The organism is Paraburkholderia sp. EG287B (assembly GCF_040965595.1).
Classification (GTDB): domain Bacteria; phylum Pseudomonadota; class Gammaproteobacteria; order Burkholderiales; family Burkholderiaceae; genus Paraburkholderia.
On the sequence record NZ_JBFRCG010000025.1, the window covers coordinates 22,524 to 45,303 of the forward strand.

Annotated in this window: 18 protein-coding genes and 1 pseudogene; 6 read left to right on the forward strand and 13 right to left on the reverse strand. The window is 62.0% G+C overall.

Translation table 11 applies throughout. The annotated features are described in order from the left end of the window. Nucleotides 1–72 precede the first annotated feature (72 nt). Nucleotides 73–555, forward strand: a complete 483-nt coding sequence (locus tag AB4Y40_RS35540; RefSeq protein WP_368691837.1) for a hypothetical protein — start codon at nt 73–75, stop codon at nt 553–555. A 98-nt stretch (nt 556–653) separates the two neighbouring features. On the opposite strand, the gene AB4Y40_RS35545 is transcribed toward AB4Y40_RS35540, so the two are convergent. Then, nucleotides 654–1,208, reverse strand: a complete 555-nt coding sequence (locus AB4Y40_RS35545) for a hypothetical protein (RefSeq protein WP_368691838.1) — start codon at nt 1,206–1,208, stop codon at nt 654–656. A 98-nt stretch (nt 1,209–1,306) separates the two neighbouring features. Between AB4Y40_RS35545 and AB4Y40_RS35550 the strand changes: the two genes are divergently transcribed. Beyond that, nucleotides 1,307–1,654, forward strand: coding sequence for a winged helix-turn-helix domain-containing protein (locus AB4Y40_RS35550; RefSeq protein WP_368691839.1), 348 nt, complete (start codon nt 1,307–1,309; stop codon nt 1,652–1,654). A gap of 134 nt (nt 1,655–1,788) precedes the next feature. On the opposite strand, the gene AB4Y40_RS35555 is transcribed toward AB4Y40_RS35550, so the two are convergent. After that, on the reverse strand, nt 1,789–2,031 hold the full coding sequence (locus AB4Y40_RS35555; RefSeq protein WP_368691840.1) for a hypothetical protein: 243 nt from the start codon (nt 2,029–2,031) through the stop codon (nt 1,789–1,791). A gap of 1,587 nt (nt 2,032–3,618) precedes the next feature. Between AB4Y40_RS35555 and AB4Y40_RS35560 the strand changes: the two genes are divergently transcribed. Beyond that, nucleotides 3,619–4,746, forward strand: coding sequence for a porin (locus AB4Y40_RS35560; RefSeq protein WP_368691841.1), 1,128 nt, complete (start codon nt 3,619–3,621; stop codon nt 4,744–4,746). Between the two features lie 155 nt (nt 4,747–4,901). Beyond that, complete coding sequence (locus AB4Y40_RS35565) at nt 4,902–5,531, forward strand: hypothetical protein (protein WP_368691842.1); 630 nt, start codon at nt 4,902–4,904, stop codon at nt 5,529–5,531. Between the two features lie 662 nt (nt 5,532–6,193). On the opposite strand, the gene AB4Y40_RS35570 is transcribed toward AB4Y40_RS35565, so the two are convergent. The 4 genes from AB4Y40_RS35570 to AB4Y40_RS35585 all read right to left on the reverse strand — a co-directional run bounded on the left by AB4Y40_RS35570 (nt 6,194) and on the right by AB4Y40_RS35585 (nt 7,780). Next, nucleotides 6,194–6,601: a hypothetical protein gene (locus AB4Y40_RS35570; protein WP_368691843.1), complete on the reverse strand. Its 408-nt coding sequence runs from the start codon at nt 6,599–6,601 to the stop codon at nt 6,194–6,196. A 43-nt stretch (nt 6,602–6,644) separates the two neighbouring features. After that, a complete protein-coding gene (locus tag AB4Y40_RS35575; protein WP_368691844.1) occupies nt 6,645–6,965 on the reverse strand; it encodes a type II toxin-antitoxin system PemK/MazF family toxin in 321 nt (106 codons plus the stop codon). Further along, nucleotides 6,959–7,207: an AbrB/MazE/SpoVT family DNA-binding domain-containing protein gene (locus AB4Y40_RS35580; protein ID WP_368691845.1), complete on the reverse strand. Its 249-nt coding sequence runs from the start codon at nt 7,205–7,207 to the stop codon at nt 6,959–6,961. The genes AB4Y40_RS35575 and AB4Y40_RS35580 overlap by 7 nt, the downstream gene beginning before the upstream one ends. A 282-nt stretch (nt 7,208–7,489) precedes the next feature. Then, on the reverse strand, nt 7,490–7,780 hold the full coding sequence (locus tag AB4Y40_RS35585) for a hypothetical protein (protein ID WP_368691846.1): 291 nt from the start codon (nt 7,778–7,780) through the stop codon (nt 7,490–7,492). A 373-nt stretch (nt 7,781–8,153) separates the two neighbouring features. On the opposite strand from AB4Y40_RS35585, the gene AB4Y40_RS35590 reads away from it, so the two are divergent. Together AB4Y40_RS35590 and AB4Y40_RS35595 are read left to right on the forward strand one after the other, a co-directional pair. Then, entirely contained in the window at nt 8,154–9,218 is a 1,065-nt protein-coding gene (locus AB4Y40_RS35590; protein ID WP_368691847.1) for a type IV toxin-antitoxin system AbiEi family antitoxin, read from the forward strand. After that, entirely contained in the window at nt 9,196–10,086 is an 891-nt protein-coding gene (locus AB4Y40_RS35595) for a nucleotidyl transferase AbiEii/AbiGii toxin family protein (RefSeq protein ID WP_368691848.1), read from the forward strand. The genes AB4Y40_RS35590 and AB4Y40_RS35595 overlap by 23 nt, the downstream gene beginning before the upstream one ends. Nucleotides 10,087–10,668: 582 nt before the next feature. Here the strand turns inward: AB4Y40_RS35595 and AB4Y40_RS35600 are convergent. The 7 genes and pseudogenes from AB4Y40_RS35600 to tssF all read right to left on the reverse strand — a co-directional run bounded on the left by AB4Y40_RS35600 (nt 10,669) and on the right by tssF (nt 22,776). Continuing rightward, on the reverse strand, nt 10,669–11,058 hold the full coding sequence (locus AB4Y40_RS35600) for an Imm1 family immunity protein (RefSeq protein ID WP_368691849.1): 390 nt from the start codon (nt 11,056–11,058) through the stop codon (nt 10,669–10,671). Nucleotides 11,059–11,076: 18 nt separating this feature from the next. Next, the gene (locus tag AB4Y40_RS35605) at nt 11,077–15,576 is read right to left on the reverse strand and encodes an RHS repeat-associated core domain-containing protein (RefSeq protein WP_368691850.1); all 4,500 of its coding nucleotides are present in this window, start codon (nt 15,574–15,576) and stop codon (nt 11,077–11,079) included. After that, a complete protein-coding gene (locus AB4Y40_RS35610) occupies nt 15,573–16,826 on the reverse strand; it encodes a hypothetical protein (RefSeq protein WP_368691851.1) in 1,254 nt (417 codons plus the stop codon). Before AB4Y40_RS35610 ends, AB4Y40_RS35605 begins: the two co-directional genes overlap by 4 nt. A gap of 19 nt (nt 16,827–16,845) precedes the next feature. After that, complete coding sequence (locus tag AB4Y40_RS35615; protein WP_368691852.1) at nt 16,846–17,541, reverse strand: hypothetical protein; 696 nt, start codon at nt 17,539–17,541, stop codon at nt 16,846–16,848. 26 nt (nt 17,542–17,567) lie between these two features. Further along, nucleotides 17,568–19,744: pseudogene (locus AB4Y40_RS35620) on the reverse strand (type VI secretion system Vgr family protein). A gap of 3 nt (nt 19,745–19,747) precedes the next feature. Next, complete coding sequence (gene tssG / locus AB4Y40_RS35625) at nt 19,748–20,863, reverse strand: type VI secretion system baseplate subunit TssG (RefSeq protein ID WP_368691853.1); 1,116 nt, start codon at nt 20,861–20,863, stop codon at nt 19,748–19,750. Nucleotides 20,864–20,886: 23 nt separating this feature from the next. Next, nucleotides 20,887–22,776: a type VI secretion system baseplate subunit TssF gene (tssF, locus tag AB4Y40_RS35630; RefSeq protein ID WP_368691854.1), complete on the reverse strand. Its 1,890-nt coding sequence runs from the start codon at nt 22,774–22,776 to the stop codon at nt 20,887–20,889. Nucleotides 22,777–22,780: the final 4 nt, after the last annotated feature.

The window sequence follows — 22,780 nt, forward strand, 5'->3', positions numbered from 1 at the left end:
TGGAATGGCGCGTACCATCCAGCCAGTCGCGCATGAAGGCTCGCATCCAACTTATTTTCCGCTTTTAAGCGCATGAAAAGACTATGCAAGGCGGCCGTCGTTGCCGCGCTGATGCCATCCATCTTCGTCGCGAACCTACCCGCCGCGACTGCAGCCCAGACTGTCAACATCCAGAGGATTCGGCAGACTGTCACGCGCGAAGCGCGTGACAGTCACGTTGCAGTCAACTGGAAAGGAAGCCAGCGCGTGACAGGAGATGTTGCGGGTATTGGCCAGGTCATTGCGCTGTCGTTCGGAGTCGAGCCGACCGATGGCGGAAACTGGTGGTCTGATACCGTCCAGGTGTTCTGGGCAAACGGTCATTCTGACCAGATTGGAACCAAGGGCGTTCAGCAGATGGTCATCAAGGACAGCCTGCTTTACGTCAGGAGCCTTGAACAGGGCGACAACGATCCCGACTGCTGCCCCACCACGATTCAATTGACTGCCTATCGCATCCAGAACGGAAAACTGGTTGCCGTGAGCAGCAAGGTCGTCGGACACCAGAACTCCTGAACGCGATGAGCGTACCCGCAGTTGCCACCGTATGGCAATGCACACGTGACTGCGGCGGCGAAGCGGAGGCGACTAGAGCTTCGTGGATATTCAGCAGATCAGGTGCGTGACGTGCCCCGTACGGGGAGCATCGCGAGGATTCCCTTCACGATATACAGCATGATGAGGGCACCGGACAGATCGCCCGCAAACATCATGAGGAAGCTTTCGACGAGGTTGTGCGTATTTCCTTCCAGTGCGAACCAGATGTGATGCAGCATCGGGTTCGCGACCGAATACGCAACTGCCAGTACGAGCAATCGCTTTGGCGTGAGATTGAGCAGCATGGAATGCAACCCATACCACTCCCTCGCAAGGCGATACGTTGCATACGGCGCGACCGTTGCAATGATTCCACCCGCAAACGACCGAACCGGATCGTGCGGAAAGAAGTAAAAGAAGTCGACGAGCCAGCTAGCGATCAGCAAGCCGATTGCGCCATCGCTGCCTAGAAGCAACGTACTCAGCAGTCTGACGCCTGACGGCAGATAGATCCAGTTCACACCCAGAACGAATTCCGTGTGTGTGAAAATTTCCTGATTGATCCAGAGCGACAGTACGAACACGACGGCGGTGCCCGCCACCGAAACGAAATGCAGTCGTAAGCTAGACATGGAGATAAAATACTGGTGCCCGTTTATACCGGGGTAACATCACGGTTTGCCCTGCGCGCTCCGCTCCGCTGCGCGACGCTTTCTCTGGAGCGATGGTAATGACACGCCCTGCTGATATCTATCTTCGCTTTCTTCAACTCACCGAGGCGCTACGGGGTCTACCCTCCCTTCCCGCACTCGATCCACTTGAAGAGAAGATTCTCGAGTTTGTTGCCCGCATGAGGCAAAAGAACGAACGGCTTTCCGTTCGGGACATGATGGGCCATAGCGAGCTTGGGTCGCCGGCGACGTTACACTCCCGCATCACATCGATGCGTGAAAAGGGCTGGCTCGTGCTCAACGAGACCGAAGATGCTCGCCGCAAACAGATCGAGCTGACACCGGCTGCGCTCCGACACTTTGACAAGCTAGGCGAGGCGTTCGCGAAGGCCGCGAAGGGAAGCTGACGAGAGCGCAGTTCTGGCAAACAAACAGCAAATTCCGGCATTTCTCCAACCCATTCCCCGATGCTTCCTGCAGTGCATTGCCCAGGCGACAGACTGCCTCGGCGGTTTTCCGGGAGGACGCTACCACAGTAACCTTACAACTTCGGCCATGCGTCGATGTATTCGATGGTCTGGGCAAATTTCAGGGCGGGGATTCTGGCAATTTCAGCTTTCCCGAACCAGATGATAAAGGTGTCCGGGTCTGCCTGACTACGTTGCACCTTGACCTTTCTTCCAGCCTTGTGTGTCTTGCCAACGTTGAACCCGATGTACCGGCTCTCAACCTCGACAAGCAGCTTTGCCGGACGCAGCGGCTCGCCGCTCATATTCTTTCCCATGGATGTCGCCGGATAAGGTACTTCGCTGTAACGGCGAGCGCGCTACATACGCGACACCAGGTACGGGTGATCTTCCCGACAGCGAACGTTCACAAGCGCGATATTTTTTGTCGATAGAATCAGCAAATTCCATCGCCTCGGATATGGAAGCGACGCGAGATAAACGTAACCCCGATTTCGAGTCCGCCCAACCCGGCTTACCCGGTCAAGGCCAATCCTTGTTAAAACGTCTCGCCGTGCCTGAAAAGCAGCTCTGCCCGGCACACAGGATAATTCGACATCCAAATTAATTAGAGAAAAAAGAGCCCACGATCCGTAGCGGACTGTGGGCTCGCAAACACACGCCAAAAGCTCAGGTTTTCAAAACCGTCATAACTTTTGGAACGATAAACATACCGGGTTTGTGATGCCATGGCAATTTGCCTGTGGTTTAAAACAACACCCGGGATAAAGCTTAGGACAGGTCTATTCCATTGGTCATAAAAAAGGCTCCGCACTGTATCGCGACCCTGATGAACTGGCGGCAATTTCATCAGGATGCGGCGAGAATGTGGACCCAGATGTTTCGCCATCGACGTAAGGCCAACACCTGCCACGGCGGACCGATTACATTGATGCGTCGTCACTCAATGCAAGCCGGCGATCGTCGGAACCTCGTCACCGAACTGGAGCTTCTGGGCAGCTCGTCAGTCAGGCACCCATACAGAGACTGCCAGTCGACGGCAAGCATCGGGATTGTCCTGTCGTTGCGGGACCAGTATGCAAGGAACCGAGCCCAACCCTCCAGGAAAAAGCCCGCGCCAGGACTGAGCAGGCACGGTGGCCTCGCCACAAGAGGGACCCTGGCTGCGGGAAATATTGAACGCAGCGTTTCAAGTTCGTCCGATACTTCGTCAGCAGAGTTCGACCTGTTTGCGCCCCCGGATAGATGATCTCGCACAATTTGCGCGACACAGGGTGTACTGAGCTCGATGTATGAGGCTCGCACCCCTCCCAGATCCGTCCATACGTCTGACGACGCGGTCGCCGGCTCCGTCATCCTGCTTAGCACGGGAAGCCTGGCATAAGAGGGCAGCGCAACCAGATCAGTCTCTTCGCGTTGGAGCGCGTCCCGAAACGTCGGGTAGGATAGAAGCCATGAACTGACCTGGCTGGCGCCCTTCCGCGAAATCAGGTTCAAGTCCGGAGAACCCGGGTAGAACGTATGCATGTTGGTCTCCATTCGTTATAAAAATGATAACGAATAGCTGCAGCGTGCGCAAGAACTCGCCGAGCAGAACGCGCAGCGGTGTGGCATTGCCCGTCAGTGTGATCAGTAACTGCAAAAGCCCCCCTGAAAAGAGAGCCCGCACAGCGCGGACTCACTGAAGACCCCGCGCCGGGCCCATCGTAACGTGGCAATTTCTTCTGCTCACTCTGGTCCCGGAAAGTCCGGCAATCTGGCTCGCGTACGGTTTCGATCTCCTTTCATTTTTCGGAGTTCGGACTGGGTCCGTAGTCATACGCGCCCCGTTCGGGCAGAATGCATCGTGGCGCAGGTTCGGTCGCGAAGCGCCAGAAGGAAACAAGCAAATTCGGGGATAGCAGTTGAAAAATGGAAGACCAGCCGCGGTTTTGGGCGGCATTGCAGTTGCGCTGACGTCCCAGCATGCCTTGGCGCAGAGTTCCGTTACGTTGGGCGGCATGACCGACATCAGCATGCGCTACCTGACGAACGACGATGCACAGAACAACGGCAGATTGTTCATGACAAACGGTGCAGTCATCAATAGCCATTTCGGACTGCGCGGTACGGAAGACCTTGGTAATGGCCGGAAGGCGGTCTTCGACGTTGAGAACAATTTCAATCCGCGGGACGGCAGCCCCGGCGACAACGGGAGACTCTTCGACAGCCAGGCTTATGTGGGCCTTGCAGGCCAGTATGGCACGTTGACATTTGGTCGCCAGAACACGCCGTTGTTCGACCAGCTCATCAGCACCTATGATCCCCTGACATACGCGAACTATCCCGAGAATTCGTGGTTGCCTTATGCGCTGGGCGCAGGACTGGCCGCAGACAACGCGATGAAGTACAGCGGGCAGTTCGGCGGTATGTACGTTGGCGCGTTTTATTCGTTCGGCAGCAACTACGAGTCAACCGGCGCAAGCGGCTTCTCAGGCCAGATTCCTGGTCATCCCGGCGCGGGCACGATGTACGCCCTGCTTGCGTCGTATTCAAAGGGTTCGCTCAGCATGGCTGCGGGTATGCAGCAGGTCGGCGACAACTCGAGCGACAAGCAGTCGCTCGTACATGCGAACATGGCCTACGCGTGTGGGCAGACCAGGATCTATGCCGGCTATTTGCGTTCGCGTGACAACACGGGTCTTGTCGATACGCTGCTTGCGGAACAGCCTGTTCCAGACGTCAGCCAGATGAAGAACACGAATCGCACCGATGACGGTCCATACGCCGGCCTGTCGTGGAAAGCGAACGGTCCTCTCTCCTTGTCGGGCGCGTTCTACTTCGATCACATGCGCAATGCGACGACGGGCGTGAATACAACTGGCAGCGGCAACCGCTACACGGTCGTTGCGCTGGCCGAATACTTATTCTCGAAGCGCACCGAAGTCTACGGAACGGTTGATTTCAACAAGGTCAGCGGAGCGGCCGGGGTGGAATTGCCGGGTCGCAGCGACCAGACGGGTGTTGCAATCGGTCTGCGAAACTTTTTCTGATCATCGGCCTGTCTTGTTGGTCTCACCAACCATGGCAAGAATCAAGGCAGAATATCAGCAGGACGTATCATTTACGCGCTGTTGAGAATAACGTCCGTGTAGCCACAGGCGCGCGTCACCAAGTTTTCGTTTAGAACCTAAGGTAGGTTTCCGCAATGTCTAGCTTACGTTTGCATTTCTGGTCGATCACGGCTACTGTCATCGCGTTTCTTGCGTCCCTGTGGATCAATCAGGAGGTATTCACGCACACGTCATTTGTACGGGGCGTCAACTGGATCTATCTGCCGTCAGGCGTCAGACTGTTGAGCACATTGCTGGTTGGTGTCGATGGATTCGTTGGCTTGCTGCTTGCCGGACTACTCGTGGACTTTGTCTACTGGTTTCCCCACGATCCAGTTCGGGCAATCGCGGGAGCGATCCTTGGTTCACTGGCACCGTATCTGGTCTACCGGCTTGCACTGGAGTACTACGACCTGCGTGCAACGCTGGCCAATCTCACGCCGAAGCGGCTCCTCATCCTCGCGGTTGCTTATTCGGTGGCAAATCCGCTGTTCCATCATTTGTGGTTTGCGCTGACCGGTGCAACGAAGGAATGGTTCGAGAGCTTCTTCAGCATGTTCGTCGGCGATCTGACGGGCACGCTGATCTTGCTGTATACGATGAAGGGAATTTTGGCCTTGTTGCCGAAACAACGGAGTAGTTCACGTATGTCAAACGGCATGTTCAACGTCCAGCTGGCGCTAAACAGGGCATATGACAATCAGTCAGCACGCCACGGCGCGTAATTTCTCGCCACTATTGTTCCTTGCCTTTACTCGAGCAAGTTTCTCTGCCCGCTGATATTCTGGTCCCGGAGGCGCGACGCTCGAAAGCCTGACGATGTGGTCCGGATAGCAGCCCCGCGTGAGGCTCACTCCATTTGACATATGAGGAGCTCGGCGATCCCGACGGCCACAGGGCTGTTTTCCGGTGTCCGGTTCCTTTCGTCCGCGAGCGCGCGGGATTGCTTCGTCGGCGATGGACTTCGAACTCTCAAACGTCACACCGCCATCCCACTCGAGGGCCACCGCCGCACCGCAGGAGGCACACTTGGAAGCCTCGCCGTCGTGCGAGTCGTCATCGAAGCATTGTTCGCCACGATGACCGCATTCTGCGCATTTGTAGATGTAGGGAACCTTGCCGGACCGCGCCATTTCGCCCCCCGTTTTCCGTTCCGCTAACCCGACGTCGCGCCGACTATCTTCACGTCGGCCATACGCGCGCGCAGCCGTCGCGCTACCACCCGCTGCGCTCGCGTGGTCAGGTCGTATGCCCTGGAGGGATCCGCCACCCGCGCAACAAAATCGACGCGACCGGCGACGGGTTTGCCGTTTTGCAATACCTCATAGGTCGCCGAAACCGCTATCCGTTCCACCGCGCTTTGCTTTTCGTGTCTTCCCTTGATTTCCTATGCCTCGCAACGCAGCGCCCGCGCTGTCTCTCGAATTCGCTTCGCCGCGTCTCGCGACGTGTCAGAAACGAGTGTCCAGTCATGATGCCACCAGCTTATAACTTCGGCGGCCTCGCCTACCGTGCGGGCGGCGACCACATCGCGAACTTCGTCTACGACTGCATCCCACCAGCTGGCGCCTTCGCCGTCGCTCGCTGTCGGGTCGATCGCCTGGCGATAGATTGCCTTTGCCGCATCAAGAGAGATATTCATGGTTTTCCGATCAAGCTTCAGTCCTGGCCTGAGCATCGAATCGTAGTGATCGATTCCAGGCGTGATGGGCAGTATGACCCACCGGCAGGAAATGCACGACTTCTCATCGGTCAAATCCCACGTCACGGCTACCACTGCAACCGCGGCGGTCAAGAAAAGGGACTTTGCCTTCGCTCCTGCGTCCCCCCGCGTTTGCCTATTCTGCAAAGACTTCCTGCAAGGTTCGAAGGGTGTCCGACAACGTTTTATCTGCAACCGAGCCTTCCTTCTTGACCAGTCGCACCTTGTCTACCGCACGAATCTGATCCAGAAGGATCAAGCCGTGCTTGCGCTTGAACGTTACCGGAATCCGAAAAGGGGCTGCCCGCCCTTTCGAGGTCATTGGAGCAACGAGGACCGTCCTCAGATGGTCGTGCATTTCGGGAGGCGAGACCACGACACAGGGCCGCGTTTTCTGGATTTCGCTATCCATAGTCGGATCGAGCGCGACCAACCAAACGTCTCCGCGCACTACCATGCAAGCCCCTCGTCGCCGGCGTTGGAGAGTTTGCCCATCACCAACTCGTCATCACCGCTCTGCGCGAGCGCCTTGCTCGCTTCCGCCCATCCTTCACGGGGTTTGTGGCGGGGGCGTCGCAGCACAATTGCGTCGTTTTCGACTTCCATTTCCACTTCGTGCTCCAATCCCAACTGCGCTAGCACGGGCTTTGGAATCAGCACGCCTTGCGAGTTACCCATTCTGCGAATCGTCGTTCTCATAGGATCACCGTAATTACAATGTTATGCCGACGGGTGTAACACGTCAACACAATGTTATTACGCACGAGATCGCGTGTCACTACCTGCCCGCCCGCGGACCGTCGTCAAACGCAGTAACCCTCCTGAGACTTCAAGATACGGGGCAACATGATCCAGATGCACGTGGCTCATCAAAACTTGGTCCGCTTCAAGTGAGTGTCCGGTCGCCATCAGGCGACCCGGGAATGTCCTCTTTCGCCCCCGCCGGACCTCGATGAACGCCAGCACGCTCCCGTGATTGCCTTAACCTATGAGCGAACCAGGGCGCGTTAAATGTGCAGCAGCCTGCTGCATAGAGGCGGCCGCGATAAAGCCCGTTGCTTTCTCACCGGCACTCCCGCTGATGCCTGTTACCGGGCAGCGCAGCCGCCGAAAGGCGTTGGCCAGGTTAAAGATATCCGGACTGTTAGTTGCATCCTGCCGCCACCTTGTACTCCTTTGGCCCCTGCCGTCACCTTCAGCAGCCGGCCAGACAAATGCATTGTTTTTTCGTAGAAAATACAAATTTTCTCGATCCAAACCAGAATAAATCATGCGTCACGCCATCGGATCGAATCACTGACTGGGAAGTCCGGGCGTTGGCACCAGCACCCCACGCCCGCTGAAAGATCGAAAACCTGCGCAAACTCCGCACACGCGACAAACAGCGCTTTACCGATCAGGAAGCGCTGTTGCGTGAAGCGTTTTCGGCACTGGATCGCGCGGACGTACTCGTAGTCCCTTCAGGCGGCGATGTACGTTATCAATGGGGGAGTTCGTCTTTAGCGTACAAGCGATTAAGAACATACAGAGCGGTGACTGTCCGGCCAACTCGCCCCAAAAGAACCAGGATGCGAGGCGTATGTACGTTATTTTCAGTTTGTACGCTTTTGGCGTACAATGAACTGAAAACGTACAGGAGAAAACCTTGAAGGCCGTCACCGACCGCCTTTCGGCCTCTGGGCAAACGGCGCTGAGCCTCGCCTGCGAAGCCTTTTCGGATGCCACCCGGCACTTTTCTGCGTCGCCGCGCTTTGATGCACCAGCGCGCCCGGATGACGCTGACGCATTGGTCCACTTCTCGGTTGCGGGCAGGCGGTTCGACATGCCCGTGGTGTTCGAACCCCGGTGGGAGTCCTCCTTCCACACCGTGCACCGGCACACGCAGGCCAAGCTTGATGCTGCCGCGGACGACCGGCGGCTGATGGTCATCACCTACCATGTGACGCCCAAGGCTGCAGCGGAGTTCATCGCCAGGCGCATTCCGTTTATGGACACGGCGGGCAACGTCTATCTCGACGAGCCAGAAGCCACGATCATGATCGTGGGCCGTGACAAGCCCGCGCTCAAGCCCACGGATACGAGCTCGCGCTCGACGACGCCCAAGGGCTTGCGGGTGACGTTTGCGCTCGCTTGCCAGCCTGGACTGGTCGAGCAGCCCATGCGCACCATCGCCGCCGAGTCGGGCGTGGCGCTCAACACGGTGAACCTGGCAGTCGATGACCTGATCGCGCGCGGGCTCGTCATCAAGAAGGCCACCGGCGAGCGCGTGATCGCCGACCGGCGCCGCTTCATCGCCGAGTGGGTGAGCCAGTACCCAACGGGACTGCGCAAGAAGCTCGGCGCCCGGCGCTTTACGAGCGGCGTCGGCATCGAGTGGTGGAAAGGCGCTCCGCTGTCTGACTTCGACGCGCGTCTGGGCAGCGAGTGCGCGGCTGATGTGCTCACCCATGAGATCAAGCCGGCGTCGGTCGCAGTGTATGTGCACGCTGGTGTGAGCACGGCCCTCATGAAGGCCGCGCGCCTTCGCCCTGACGATCAGGGTGAGGTCGAGATCCTCGAATCCTTCTGGCCGAAGCACGCAGAAAAAAGCTGGGACATCCCACCGGGCATCGTCCATCCACTCCTCATCTACGCCGACCTGATCGCCTCGGGCGACAGCCGGAACCACGCCGTTGCGCAGAGTCTCCATGACCGCTTCCTTGCAAGCTAAGGTGCCGGCCGAACGGCCGGTTCACCCGCTCACCGTCGCGCTGCTCGCCGACGTCACCCACGCGTGCGAGACCCTTGGGGCCCGGTTCGTGCTCGCGGGCGCGAGTGGGCGCGACGTCCAGCTTTGGCACATCCACGGCATCAAGGCGCCGGTTGCCACACGCGATGTCGATGTCGCCGTGTGCGCAGTCAGTTGGGATTTCCACCACCGGTTGGTCGACACGCTGCTCGCCAGCGGTCACTTCCAGCGTGACCCGAAGGCACAGCAAAAGCTCTTGTTCCGCCGCGAGGGAGATGAGTTCAGCGTCGAGCTCGACCTGGTCCCATTCGGTCCCATCGAGGCGCCGCCTGGCGAGATCGCGTGGCCGCCCGAGGGCGACTTCGTCATGACGGTGCTGGGCTTCCAGGAGGCGGTCGACACCGCGCAGCTGGTGGAGATCGGTGAAGGGCTGGTCGTGCCCGTCGTGTCGCTTCCTGCGTTCGTGCTGCTCAAGCTCATGGCATGGAAGGACCGGCGCACCATCAAGAACACCGACGCATCCGACCTGCTCTTCGTGATGCGCAAGTACTTCTACGCGGGCAACGAGGAGCGCGTGTACGAAGAGGCGCTGGATCTGCTCGAAGCGTGCGACTTCAACGTCGAAATCGCCTGTGCGGGGATGCTTGCGCGCGACGCGCGCGATGTGGCAAACAACGCGACCCGTGAAGCCGTGCGAGCCATGCTCCAGTCACCTGAGACCTACGCCACGCTGCAGGCCGACCTGCTCGCACGAGCGGTGACTCACATGTTCGGGGACAACGTTGACGATTCGCATGCGCTGCTCGAGGCATTCAGGGCGCAGTTCGTGATCGATGCGCCCGGGGGATAGCGCCGATCCAGCCGTTTGGTGGGCGAAGGACCGGCCACCCTCGCCGGTCCGTTCCCCACGGGTCCGCCCTCGCCCGCGACGTGTCATCGGCTTGGCCGATCATCGATGACAAACCATCGCATCCGTCGCTCGGGTTGATCCGGTACGGCCAGTTGGCTATCTCGCCGGTTTGAACGTCGGCCCGGTACAACGGGAACACGTGCTTTGCAATATCCGTATGTCGTAGCATTCATTGGGGCCCTCCGTTCTTCAAGTAGACGTGTCGAAATCCACTCTGACATATTGATGCCGTTCGATTTCGGAGGGCCTCGCTTCCCTGCCGGACTCCGCACCCCCAAAGGGAGGGCGGTGTCCATTCCATCTCGGTCGATCTCGGCCGGATGGAAGGCGTCGCGATGCACGTGCGGATGGCACACCCGCCACGATTCGTCTCTTTTGTCCATAACGTGGTTAGCGTTCCGCCGGTGGAAAAATTGACCGCAAGGTTTCTGTCGAGAAGCCGATTAAGAGTCGCTAACGCAACCTGGACATGCTGCCAGGATATGGCCGTCATGGCCTCATGTTGCGGTTGTGTTAGCGACACTAAAGCTCGATCCACTCGATGCAGTTCGGTCGACGCGAGCATTCGGCAAATTCTCGCGCAGCCTCCCATGCAACCTCAATGGGTATGACTCGATAATTGGCTACGTCCGTCGTTTCCGTGTCAGTCAGGAAAAACGTGCTGGTACCATCGGGATCCAGTCCATTTATATTGCCTAGGGAAATGAACCCAGGATGACGTGCGTCGGGAAAGTAATGCGCAGTGGCCAACGGCCCATTGGCCATGACCGCCAAGGCTGGAAATTTGGCGTTGCCGTGGAACAGCCAGTAGTCGTTCGCCGCGCCGCTCCACTGCGCAAGCGCGGCGTCCAACTCCTGCCGCGTGTGCATTTCGCACGCGCCGCCAACATATTCCATTTTGATGGCTTCCATCACCTGTCTATGCCCCTATCAGTTCGGTGGCGGCTTGGGATCCGCTGAATTTCCAAAGTAATCCTTGGGCTGATCGTGCCAGTACTTCGTTGGCGCTATCGCGTTCTCTGGAGGAATGACCCGCAGCTTCGCATTTTTTGGAAGCAAAGTCTCCACTTGCCCATAGCAATAGTGACATGTTCCGAATGGGTGATTGTGGATCACCACTGCCTCCGTTATTCCCTCATCTCGCATGATCAAAGCCGCCTTGCCCTCAACGTGACCCGACGAGTCGTAGTTCGATAGCACCTGGCCTCCCGAGTACAGCTTTCTAACGTGGTACTGCCCATTTGCATCCGTGTAAAACATATAGCCAATGGTGGTCTTTCCATCGAACGGTGGGAGCGTGACAGCGTCCATGGATGGGAATTGCTCTCTGAGCAACGCAGCGTCTTCGGCCTCCTGCTTCGTGTTTATGTCGTTGAGGAGCCGCTTGTATTCGTCCTTGTAGCGGCTATCTTTCCCGGTCAGATCGTAGGGTGCGAGGAGTGTTCCCGGATGGCCAGTAACCTCCTCTTCGATTTCCATCCGTCTCGCGATTAATTGCAGCTTCTCCTGACGAATCCGCGCCGCCTCTTCCCGGTCCGCGCACTGCGAACACTCGCTCGAACTTTCGTTGCCATGCGGGCATTCACGGCCCAAAACGTCAACGAGAACTAGTGGGTTAGCGGTATACGCATAGAGGTTAATCCCGCCAGCTTGCCCTGCCGGATCTGACTGCAAGTATCTTCCGAGCACCGGGCTGTACGACCTGAACCGGTTGTAGTGAAGACCTGTTTCAGGATCGAACCAGTGACCCGGCCAGCGTAGGTTGTATTCCAATTCGTTGCCCGGAGCAACACAGATCTCCCCGTAAGGATTGATCTCCTTCGCACTCCATACGCATGCACCAGAAATATCCTCGATCCACTCCGGCAGCCCTACTTGATTCGAGAAAACGTAATAGGACCGGCCAGATGCCGGATCGGCATCCCAACTGTCGTAGTCAATGAACATGAATGGTAGATACGACGTCCCGTTCACATAGACGTATATCCGCAACCTTCCGTCTGGCGCAATCTCTGCGGCCAGACGGTCGCCGTCCCAGAAGTACTGCGTGCGCGCGCACCCCATCGCTTTCGCGATACGCCGGCAGAGTCCGTCGTACTCAGCGGTCCATATCTCCTCACGATCGCTCCATTGGACCTGCACCAGCAGATCCACGCTGTTGTAGTGCCAGGTTGTGCGACGGCTATGTTCGTCGATCTGCTCGGCCAGGTGATTGCGGCTGTTGTAGCGAAACACGCCACATGTGGCGCCCGAAAGCCGGTTGCCCTCGTCATAGCGCATCCACTGGCACGTCGGCGTCGACAGGAGGTTTCCGCCGCGGTCATATTCAAAGCGGCGAACGGTCCAGCCATCGCGGCTCTCGCCAACCAGCCGGTGCGCGGCATCGTATTGGTACTCGGCGGTGCCGCTCGTGCTGTCGATCACGCGCCGCAACTCGCCCGTCGCGCTGTACTGGTATTGCACGTAACGGACCGCTTCCGTGCGACCCTCCGGCCAGCTCAACCGCCCGGTGCATCGACCGTCTGCATCGAACCGGTACAGCACGTTGGTGCGGTTGCCAAGTCTCAAGAGTACCGTGCCGTCCGCTGCGCGCTGAAGCCGATGGACACCTCCGTCCGGCGTGTGAATCACCACGTCATCGGTTGGATCCGTTTCGTAGCGCACGGCGAAGCGCCCGAACCAGGTCGTGCTCGCGAGACGTCCGGCAACGAAGCTGTGCTCGACACCGCGCCCATCGCGCTTGTCGCCTGTACGGCGACCGTATGCGTCGTATGTCACTGTGACTTCGAATTTATCCGTCGATGCTCTGGTAAAGTTACCGCGACGGTCGTACTCGTAGGTATGGGTTTCGCCGCTCGCGAGAATGCGCCTGCTATGCAGGCCGTTCTCGCCTATCTCGAAACGCAGCAATATGTTGCCGGCGCCATCGCGTTTTTCGATCAGCCTGTCACCCGCGTCGTATGCGTACGATTCGCGTATCGTGTCGTGTCGTGCCACACGGGTAAGCCGGCTCTTGTAGTCATACGTGTACCGGCTCTCGTTGCCGTTCGCGTCGATGACGGCCGTGATGTTTTGCTTGGGTGAATACCGGTATCGGACGGTGTTGCCCAGCGGATCGGTTTCGCTTTCACGCAGGTTCCACGATGCGATGGTGTAGCAATAGTCGCGTCCATCTTTGTCGCGCAACTGCACCACATTGCCGGCCGCGTCACGGTGCAGGCATTCAGCGTGCCCGGATTCGTCCGTGCGGCCGATCACGCGGCACGCTCCATCGCGCTCCTCGGCAGGCTCAAGCACAGCGGCGCTCGATGCGAAAGCGGCCGCCGCGACTGCTTCGATCTCCGGTGGCAGCAGCACCCTGTCCGTCAGCTCTTCGGGGCTGGCATCCCCCCAGAGCAGTTCCAGCGGCCTCGCAGGGACAACATGCGCAAGGGCATTGGGCAACTGTGGGGCCTCGTCTCGCGTCGGCCAGCGATTTCCCCAGCGATCCAGGCGTCCGGTATTTTCACCTCGCTCATCATAGAGCCAGCGCATGACGCGCCCACCCGAATCCACCTCCTCGACAATGCGTCCGCCGTCGCCGATCACGCGCTCCGTCACGCCGCCATATGGATCGACTATACGCGTCACCGTGCGCGCCTCGTTGTACAGGTAGGTCCATCTGCCGCCGTCGGCTTGCGTCACCACCGTGCGGCCAGGCTGATAGTCGAGCAGCACCCGCCACAGGCCGTCCTGCCCCGCGCTTTCCACGCAACGCCCGTCACGGTCGTAACGGTAGGAAAACGAATAACCATTCGCGTCCGTTTCGCGGATCATCCGTCGCCACGCGTCGTAGCCATAGGTCATCGAGGCACCGAGCGCATCGGTGGACGTGACGAGGCACCCGGCGGCGTCATAGCGATAGCGGGCGACGCACAGGACTGCGCCTCGAGGATCGGTCACACGTATTTCCACGACATGGCCGCGCGCTTCGTAAAGCAGGTCGATCACCCGGCGGCGCTGCTCACGCCCGGCTGTTTGCTCGATGTGCTGCAACGTGCCGTCGCCTGCATAGCGCAACGCGCTCTCGACACCCTCGTGCACATGGCATACGAGCCGCGTCGATGCTTGCGCCGCACTCGCACGTTCGAATGTGAATTCGCCGTGCGTGGCGTGAAGCAATACGAATCGATTCTCCCCCTGCTGCTCAAGTTCGTAGCCTGCGAACACATCCTCGTAGCGCCCTAAAGCACTGCGCCGGAACACATAGGCATGACCCTGGCCATCGACGTAAATCGCACGCGTGCGCAGCAAGCGCAGTTCGTGCTGGAAGCTGTGACGAAAGCCGAAGCCCAGCGCGCCGTCGCGCTCGCTCCAGTCGCTACGGTAGTAGCGTTCCCATTTGAATGCGGGCGCGTCGAGGGTCGCATAGTCGGTAAACTCATTCTCCGCCGTACCTCTCACCACGTCGACGGGGTGTCCTCCCTTGCATTCCCCTTGCTCCGTACGCTTGGATTCCCCGGCATCTTCGGGGGCGTGCGCCTTCTTGCGCAGCCCCCAACCCAGCATCAACATGGCAAGCGCATCGGGCATCGGAAAGCCGCCGATCAGCACGCTCGCATCGCCATCGATCAGCGTGCCCATTCCTGGCTCAACGCCGGGATCCTTGCCCATCAGATTGCTCATCGCCATCGCGATCGCGTCTGCCGCTGTCTGCGCTGCCGTCATCTCGGCGGCGGCCGCCCCGGCCCCATCCACGGCCTGGTCGGCGGCCGTCAGCCCGCCGGAGGCCACCGGCGCCGCCATTCCGGCAATGTGCATCGCACGCTTCAGCGCGCTCGCCTTCTCAGCGTCCTGCTCGGCATGCCCGGCACCGCTCATGCCAAGCGGATTGCAGTGACGCGTCAGGTCCAGCGCCATGCGCGCCGCGCGCGCGCCACCGATGAAAGTATTGCTCGATCCGGTGCAGATCTCGAAGATGGGCGCCAAGCCGCCACAGGTGGGCGCGAGGCCGATGTCGAGCACCCGTGCCGCGGGCATGCCCCCATACAGCACGCTCAGGCAGCCGCTTCCGATCGTCACGCCGCAACTCGGCATCGGCACACCATCACTCGGCGGGTGGGCGTGCGCATGTGGCACCCCGAGATGCGGCACGCCGATGAACGCCGCCGGCATGCCAGGCACAAGATTCGCACCGGGAATCATCGCCATGCCCGTATTGAGCAACTGGTCCAGCGCGCCGAGACTGCCCACCGCACCGTTCACGACATTAGTGACGCGGTCAAGCGTGTTGGCCTTCGGGTTACCGAGCTGCTGAAACGGCTGCGCGCCGGCGTTGACCGCACTGGCAAGCGCGTCGACCGACGTGTTGCCGGTCGGCGAGATCAACGGCGCACGCGCCGGGGGCGGCTCGCTCGCCGGGCTGGCCGGATTTCCCGCTGGGGTGCTCATTTATCGATGTGCCCTCCACGATATGCAGGAATCCGATCTTTCTCCATCTCGTAGGCTGTCGCCTGCGTCTTCAGGCCGGCCTGCGCATACAGGGCGGCCAGACGGTCGAGCAGCGAGCGGCGCTGATGCTCGCAACCGAAGCGCTCGCAGAGCGCTTTCGCCTCGGTCCACGTGCGTGCTGCCTCGGCAGTCTTACGCGCACCCAGCAGGGCCACGCCGAGCTTCTCCAGTGCGGCGACGCTCGCGTGCGGGAACATCAGCTTGTCCGCACCGCGGCTCGCGAGCGCGAAATATTCGACCGCGCGCGCGGGCTGTTTCACGCGCAGGCAAGCTTCTCCAGACGCCATGAGAATATTGAGCGTCACGCCCAGGTTGCCGCTGTCCGCCGCGGCATCGAGCGCATGCGCATACCAGCGGCTCGCATCGGCGTGCTGGCCGCTGCGCGTCGCGATTTCGCCGATTCCGCCCAGCGCCAGCGCCTGCCCGAGCGAGTTGCGCTGCTCTCGATGCCAGCCATACAGCAGGCGATATTTCTCCAGCGCCTGGTCGAGCCGACCGTGCGTGAGATCGAGCGCGGCCAGTTGCATCGCCGCGTGCATCCGCTCAGCCAGCGGGCGGGCCGCGTCGTTCATCGCGCCCACCATGGCGTCCGCAGTTTTTTCACACGAAAAGTCGAGGTCAAGCGCGAGCACGTGTTGCGCTTGCGCACGCAACTCCTGCGGCAACAGGAAGCGCCGCGAACAATCGTCGCGAACGCAGAAGCGGTGGCCGTCCATCCACGCCTCGAAGCCATCGAGCGCGAGCAGCGGCAACACCGTTTCGCGATAGCCGGCGGCGTCCTCGAGGGTCGATGGCATGAGCCCCCAGACGATATCGACGCCTTCCGCAACCAGCGTGCGCACATGCCCGATCGCCGCTCTTAGCCGCATGGCGGGGTGCTGCGTCGGATCGGTGCAAAGCAGCGGGAGCTCGGCCCACGGCATCACGCCCTCTTGCGCGCGCGCCTGGTTCTCTGCGTCAATCTGCGCGGCGAGCGAAGCCATGCACTGCTGAACAAAGCGGCCCGACGCGGCGCATTCGAACGGAAACAGCAGGTAGACGCGCTGCCTGTCGCGCCGATCGCGTTCCTGCAGCATCCTGAACGCGAGCACGACGTCGAGATCGGTTGCGCCGAGCACGAGCGTCGGATAGTCGGGCTGCTCGATGAACGCGCCCAACGCAGCATCCTTGGCGGCAAATTCACGCTGCATCACCCAATCCTCTCGTGGGTCAGTTCAGCCGAATGTAGCGACTTCTCACCACCGTATCGGCCTCGGTGCGGATATCGACGCCACCGCGGCCCGCCTCCAGCTCCAGTGTCCGCGCACGCAGGCTGAGCTTGCCCGCGGCCTCCAGGTTGACGTTCGGGCTCATGAGGCGCACCACCGGCCCCGCGCTCGAAGCGAGAATCTGCACGAGCGGTTTGCCGTGTGCATCGTCGATCTGCACGCATTCATCGGGCTGGAGCCTCACGATCTGGCTCGCTTGCGTGTCGGCGGCCTCGGTTGCGCCGTTCATTCCATGCGACTCGGGGATGCCCGCTTCGCCCTCCGCGGCGCCTGTCGAAAGAATCCCCGTGACCAGCGCCTCCGGCCAGTTCGCCGGCTGCTCGACGAGCACGCGATCGCCCCTGCGCGGCCGTTGCCCGCGCAGGCATTGCAGCCAGCACTCCACGGCGTCGCCCTGGGCGGAGTGCCAGCGCACCCGCACCCGGCCGGGGCTGTCCGGATGATGGGTGTCGGTCACCTCGCCTGCGAGCAGCCTCTCGATGGCGGGCCCTCGCGCGGGCGCTGCCGGACCGGGGGCCGCGCCCGCGTCGAACAGGGCGCGCAGCTTCGCGCGTGTAGCGTCGTCGATGGTGCCGGGATCGATGGACGCGGCTTGCGTTGCCATCGCTTCATCGGTCTGATCTGCGTGAGTGTCCATAAGATCCTCTCCATTTCCCTGCGCGACTAGTTGATATGGGCAATCGTCCCCTGAATCGTGATCCCTGACGCGTCGAGCTCGATGCTCGCGCCTTGCGTCGAGATGACGATCTTCTTCGCGTTGATGTTGACCTGCTTGACGTCCTGATCGCCCACGTTGACGGTGGGGGCCGAGACGTCCACGTTGGTCGTGCCATAGACTTCCGTAAAAGGGGTGCCGGTGATGACGACGCCCTTGCCGGTCCCGGTGACCTCCACGCCCCGGCCCTTGCCATCGCCGGTGATGCCGATACCCCCGTCGTTCCCGATCACGTCGACGCCGAGCTTGCTGCCCGTGATGCCGACACCGCCGTCGCCGGTGATGCCCACACCCTGCTTTTTGCCGTACAGGAGCACCGCGGTTGCCGCCGTCACGCTGTAGTCGCCCACGGCAACATCGACGATGCGCGAACCGGCGGCCACCGCATGCGTGCTGGTCTGTTCGACCTGCACGGTATGCGTCCCGTTCGCCACGGTGAAGCTGTGATTGCCGTTGGTGACCGTATGCGTGCTGTCGCCCTTTACCGTGACACTATGGCTTCCGCCTACGCTGGTGGTCTCGTTCCCGCCGATCTGCGCGACCCGATGCTGCCCGATGCTGACTGTCTCGTTCTGCCCGACACTCCTCTGCCGGTTGTTCTTCACCTGCATCGTCTCGTCGTTGCCGACCGTGTGTGCGTGGTCGTGCCCCACGGAAAGCGTATGGTCGAGCTCCGTTTCCGCGTCGAAATTGCGCTCGGCGTGCATCCACAACTGCTCTGAGCCTTTGCGGTCCTCGAAGCGCAGCGCGTTCGCGTGCTCCACCGCGCCACCGGGCGTCGAGCGCGAGAGCAGCCCGCTTTGCGTTGCGCTCACCGGCAGGCTCCAGGGCGGCATGCTCGCGGCGTTGTAGACGCGCCCGGTCACGATCGGATAGTCGGGATCGCCATTCAGAAAATCGACGATCACCTCGTCGCCGATGCGCGGAATCTGCACGCCGCCGAAACCGCCGCCGGCCCAGGGGCTCGAAACACGCACCCAGCACGACGAGTCCTGGTCGCGCCGGCCGTAACGGTCCCAGTGGAATTGCAGCTTCACCCGGCCATAGCGGTCGGTCCAGATTTCCTCACCGGGCGGCCCGACCACGACCGCCGTCTGCGGGCCGTTGGTGTGCGGCACCGGCGTCGTGCGCGGCGTACGGTACGGCAGGTTGTCGGGCTGGGCGAGCAGATCGGCCTCGTGCAGCACGGGCTCGTTGCCCGTGTGGCTTGCATATGGGTTCTCCTGAAAGCGGTACGTGCAACGCACGATCAGGTATTTGCGATTCTGGTCGGCGCGCGGTCGTAGATACCCTGCAGTTCCTCCAGGCGCACGCGATTGCGCTGGGCGCCGTGCGCGTCGTCGCGATAGCCACCCGGCCATTCGTACACCGAATAGTCGTCGTGGTCGTGACCGCGAGGCTCGGCGCGCTGCACGCCCAGATCGGCGTGCGGCTTCGTATAGTCGTAGTCGCTCGCCTCGCGCCGCCCCGCGCTCACCTCCTGAACCGGCTGCCAGCTGTCGATGTGTTCCTCGTCGGCGATCGCGGCGCGGTCTCGGCCGATATACGGAATCGTCGCGTAGCCGGGCAGATCGCCGTGCGAAGCCATTGCGTCACACAGCACCAGTGTGTGCGTCCCGGCCTCATGGCGGAAAAGGTAATAGATGCCCTCCGCCTCCATGAGCCGCGAGACGAAGTCGAGATCGGTCTCGTTGTACTGCACGCAGTACTCGCGCGGCGCATAGGTTTCGGTCAGCCGGTTCTCTATCGGGTAACCATAGGGAGAAAGCACCTGCTGCACGATTTGCGGCACGCTTTTTTCCTGAAAGATGCGGCAGTCGGCGCTGCGGCTCGCGAGCCAGAGCCACGGCCGCACGATCAACTCGTAAGCGTAGTAACGCTCGGCATGGCGCCCGATCAACGAGGCGCGCGAAACGATGCCGTTCAGGTAGCGCTCCCCGCCCCCCGCCAGTTCGACGCGCACGGTCACCGCCTTGCCGAGCAGTTCGCGCAGCGACACGTTGTGACTCGCGGCAAGCGCCTCGATGCGCCACTCGAACGGACGCCCGAGCGCCTCTTCGCCGTTCAGGCGGTAGAACTTGAGATCGTCGCCTGACGGACTTTCGAGGGTGAAGATGCGCGCCACGCGTCAGCCTCCTTGGGCACGCGCAACCAGATCGACCACGAGGTCGCGCGCGGGTTCATGGCTCAGGCGCCGCCCGAGCCAGGTCGACAAACCGAGCCTGCCCGCGCCGCCGGGCGCTGCGCGTGGCACCGCGGACGCGGCCAGTTCGAGTTGCAGGTCCCAGCCGAACTCGGCGCCGATGTACTCGCGCACCCAATGCACGAGCCGGGCCGAGTCCGTGCCACCGGGCAGGAACGCCTGGTAGCGCGCGAGCGGCAGCGGCCCCAGTACGATGCGGAAGCTGCCCTGCGCGTCGCGCACCGCACGTCCGAGCACCGCGCCCTCGCCGAGTGCCGCGCCCGTTGCACGCTGGCGCGCGACTTGTCCGCCGCCGCGCCGCGGGCCTCGCACGGCGCCGATCGCGCTGCGCTGACGCTCGCCGAGCGCGATCCAGCGCACGACATGCTCGACGATGCGCACGGGCACGCCGAAGTCGTGGCGCAGCATTTGCGCGAGCCCCTCGGGGTTGCGCGTCTGGCGCACCCAGTGGCCCGCCTGGAAGTACTTCGCGTGGCGCCCCGGCACGTCGCGAGCACGCAACGGCGGCGCCGCGATCCGCGCGCCGGCGAGGCCGATGAGGCTCGCGACATAGCGGTCGAAGCGCGACTCTCCGGGCCGGTCGAGGCCGACCACGGGCTGCGCGTCGGCCCACGCGCGATAGAGCAGCACGATCAGCCGATGGTGGAACAGGTCGGCAAACGCGCCCATCGTGTTGTCGCCGAAGCTGTGGGCGCGCTCGTACGCATACTCCGTCACGTGCTGCGGCAGCGGACCGTTCGGCCCGAACAGCCCGAAGCCGTGAATATGCACGCGCGGCAGTCCGTCCGGTGCGTGCCCGTCTTCTTCGCCAGCGACCGCCGCGACCATCGAAGGCGCGAACGACAGCGACGGCGTCTGCCCGAGCCGCACCGGCTCGCCCGCAGGATGCTGCGCCTCGCCGAGCGGCGCTTCGCCGCCTGCGAGCGCGTCGATCCAGCGCAGCAGATGAAACAGGTCATGCTCGTGCGGCGCGGCTCGTAGCCGCCGCCAGAACACCTGGTACCGGTCCTGGCCGGCGGGGATCGGCGCTTGCTGGCTCATGTTCCGGAATCCCGATGATCGATTCATACCGCAGGCCTACGTCCGATCCGCGCGGGCCATTCGGCGATCTCGCCGCGCTGCGCCGAGTACAGCGCGAATTCGACGAACGCATTGATCGACGCATGCCGCGCGAAGAACTGCTCGAGCGCCGCGCCGAGCGCGTAGGGACTGTCGCCCGCGAACGCATGGTCGTCGACGGTCAACTCCACGCGCACGCCGCGCCCGTAGACGAGCGGCCCGGCCACCGGCAGGCGTCTGAACACCGGCCGGCACGCGAGACCCCGAATGCCGCGAATGCGCTGCGCGAGCGGCGCATTCGCGGGATCGGCGTAGATCTCCAGTTGCTCGCGCAGCCGCCGGGCGCCGGCCTCGTCTTCGATATCGGCGAGCGGCTGATAGTTGAGCCCCAGATGCGCGATGAGCCGCCACGTCGCGTCGTCGTGCGCGAGCGGCGGGCGGGGCGGCGAAGGACCGCGCACGATGCGCACGCGGCTCACGGGCGCGGAGATCCTCAGCGTGAGAGCGCCGGCGCTGCCAGACGCAAGATGCAGCGGCAGGTCGCGGTTCGTACAAAGGGTATCGGCCGATAGCAGCGCGATACGTTCGTCGAACGGTGCACGCCGGCGATCGACGAGCGAAACGTAGACATCGGAGCCCGCATAGTTCGAGCGCGTGCCGCTGCGCCGCGCCTGCGTGCCGACGAGCCGCGCCTCTCGCCGCAAGCTGAACCAGGCGCCAGATTCCTGCGCGTCGTCGGCGGCCGATGTATAGAGCGGCAGGAAATCGCAGTCGCCGTCGGCGCCTGCGCGATGGCCGATCACGCGCTTCACGGCGAATACCTCGTAGTCCAGCGCGCGCGTGCGGTCGACCATCAGCCGGTACTCGTTCGCGCCAGGCGTCACGGGGACGCGCTCCGTGCGCTTCGGGAACAGGTTGATCGCGGGCGTGCAATCGAGCGCAAGGTGCGTCGCGTCGATGCTGCGTTCGAGATCGGCGTCGTCGCCGTCCAGCAGCACGAAGAGGTCGACGCTCTCGCTGCTCGCATTGGCCAATGCGCTGCGCAGACCGCACACACTGAAAAAGAGGTTGCGCGCGGCGAACGCGAAATGCTCGCGCAGGATCCGGTAGCCTTCGAAGCTGCGCGCGCCGGGCGGAAAGAGCGCCTGCTGCGCATCGAATCCTTCGTGCACGACGCATTGCGGTCCCAGTGCACCGAGCCACTTGCCCTCCTTGCCCTCGCGCAGCGCGACACCGAGCGAGCGCGCACAGACGAGTTCGAGCAAACGCATCGCCTGACGATCCGGGCCACTGAGGAAGAACGTCAACTGGTCGAGCGGCAACTGGCTCAGCCGCGCCCCGCCCCGCGCTGCCAGCGTGATATGCAAGGCCCGCAGCGGCCCGGTGCCCCCGCCGCTACCCGCTCCTGCACGCGGCATGCCGGGAAGCGACGGCACGCCCGCGGGCGCGGGCGCGAGTTCGACCGCGCGCAGCGTGAGCGGCCACAGCGTGACCGGCTGCGCGGTGCGGAATTCGCAGGCCGTCGCGGTGCCGGCCGCAGCCGCCATCAGACTGGTCCCCGCCGGCACGGTGAACCCCTGGCTCAGCGAGCCTTGTGCGGAATCGGCCTCGAACTGGACGATCGCCATCGCCGGCGTGGGCGCGAGGTGATCCGGGTACACCACGTCGAGCAGCCGCTCGGAGAAGCGCGGAAATTCCGCGTCCATCTTCAGTTGCACGCGCGCGGTGAGAAAGCAGAAACCCTCCAGCAGCCGCTCGACGAACGGGTCCGCCACGTCGATGCCGTGCATGCCGAGGCCGCCCGCAACCTTCGGATACTGGCGCGCGAACTCCGCGCCGGATTCGCGTAACCAGGCAAGCTCACGGTTGTAGTAGTCGAGAAAGCGTGCATCCATAGGG

Bases quoted from the DNA above. Each gene is read 5' to 3' on its own strand.
- AB4Y40_RS35540 (WP_368691837.1), top strand. From the start codon at position 73: ATGAAAAGACTATGCAAGGCGGCCGTCGTTGCCGCGCTGATGCCATCC.
- AB4Y40_RS35545 (WP_368691838.1), bottom strand. From the start codon at position 1,208: ATGTCTAGCTTACGACTGCATTTCGTTTCGGTGGCGGGCACCGCCGTC.
- AB4Y40_RS35550 (WP_368691839.1), top strand. From the start codon at position 1,307: ATGACACGCCCTGCTGATATCTATCTTCGCTTTCTTCAACTCACCGAG.
- AB4Y40_RS35555 (WP_368691840.1), bottom strand. From the start codon at position 2,031: ATGGGAAAGAATATGAGCGGCGAGCCGCTGCGTCCGGCAAAGCTGCTT.
- AB4Y40_RS35565 (WP_368691842.1), top strand. From the start codon at position 4,902: ATGTCTAGCTTACGTTTGCATTTCTGGTCGATCACGGCTACTGTCATC.
- AB4Y40_RS35575 (WP_368691844.1), bottom strand. From the start codon at position 6,965: ATGGTAGTGCGCGGAGACGTTTGGTTGGTCGCGCTCGATCCGACTATG.
- AB4Y40_RS35580 (WP_368691845.1), bottom strand. From the start codon at position 7,207: ATGAGAACGACGATTCGCAGAATGGGTAACTCGCAAGGCGTGCTGATT.
- AB4Y40_RS35585 (WP_368691846.1), bottom strand. From the start codon at position 7,780: ATGATTTATTCTGGTTTGGATCGAGAAAATTTGTATTTTCTACGAAAA.
- AB4Y40_RS35595 (WP_368691848.1), top strand. From the start codon at position 9,196: ATGACCGCTTCCTTGCAAGCTAAGGTGCCGGCCGAACGGCCGGTTCAC.
- AB4Y40_RS35600 (WP_368691849.1), bottom strand. From the start codon at position 11,058: ATGGAAGCCATCAAAATGGAATATGTTGGCGGCGCGTGCGAAATGCAC.
- AB4Y40_RS35605 (WP_368691850.1), bottom strand. From the start codon at position 15,576: ATGAGCACCCCAGCGGGAAATCCGGCCAGCCCGGCGAGCGAGCCGCCC.
- AB4Y40_RS35610 (WP_368691851.1), bottom strand. From the start codon at position 16,826: ATGCAGCGTGAATTTGCCGCCAAGGATGCTGCGTTGGGCGCGTTCATC.
- AB4Y40_RS35615 (WP_368691852.1), bottom strand. From the start codon at position 17,541: ATGGACACTCACGCAGATCAGACCGATGAAGCGATGGCAACGCAAGCC.
- tssG (WP_368691853.1), bottom strand. From the start codon at position 20,863: ATGAGCCAGCAAGCGCCGATCCCCGCCGGCCAGGACCGGTACCAGGTG.
- tssF (WP_368691854.1), bottom strand. From the start codon at position 22,776: ATGGATGCACGCTTTCTCGACTACTACAACCGTGAGCTTGCCTGGTTA.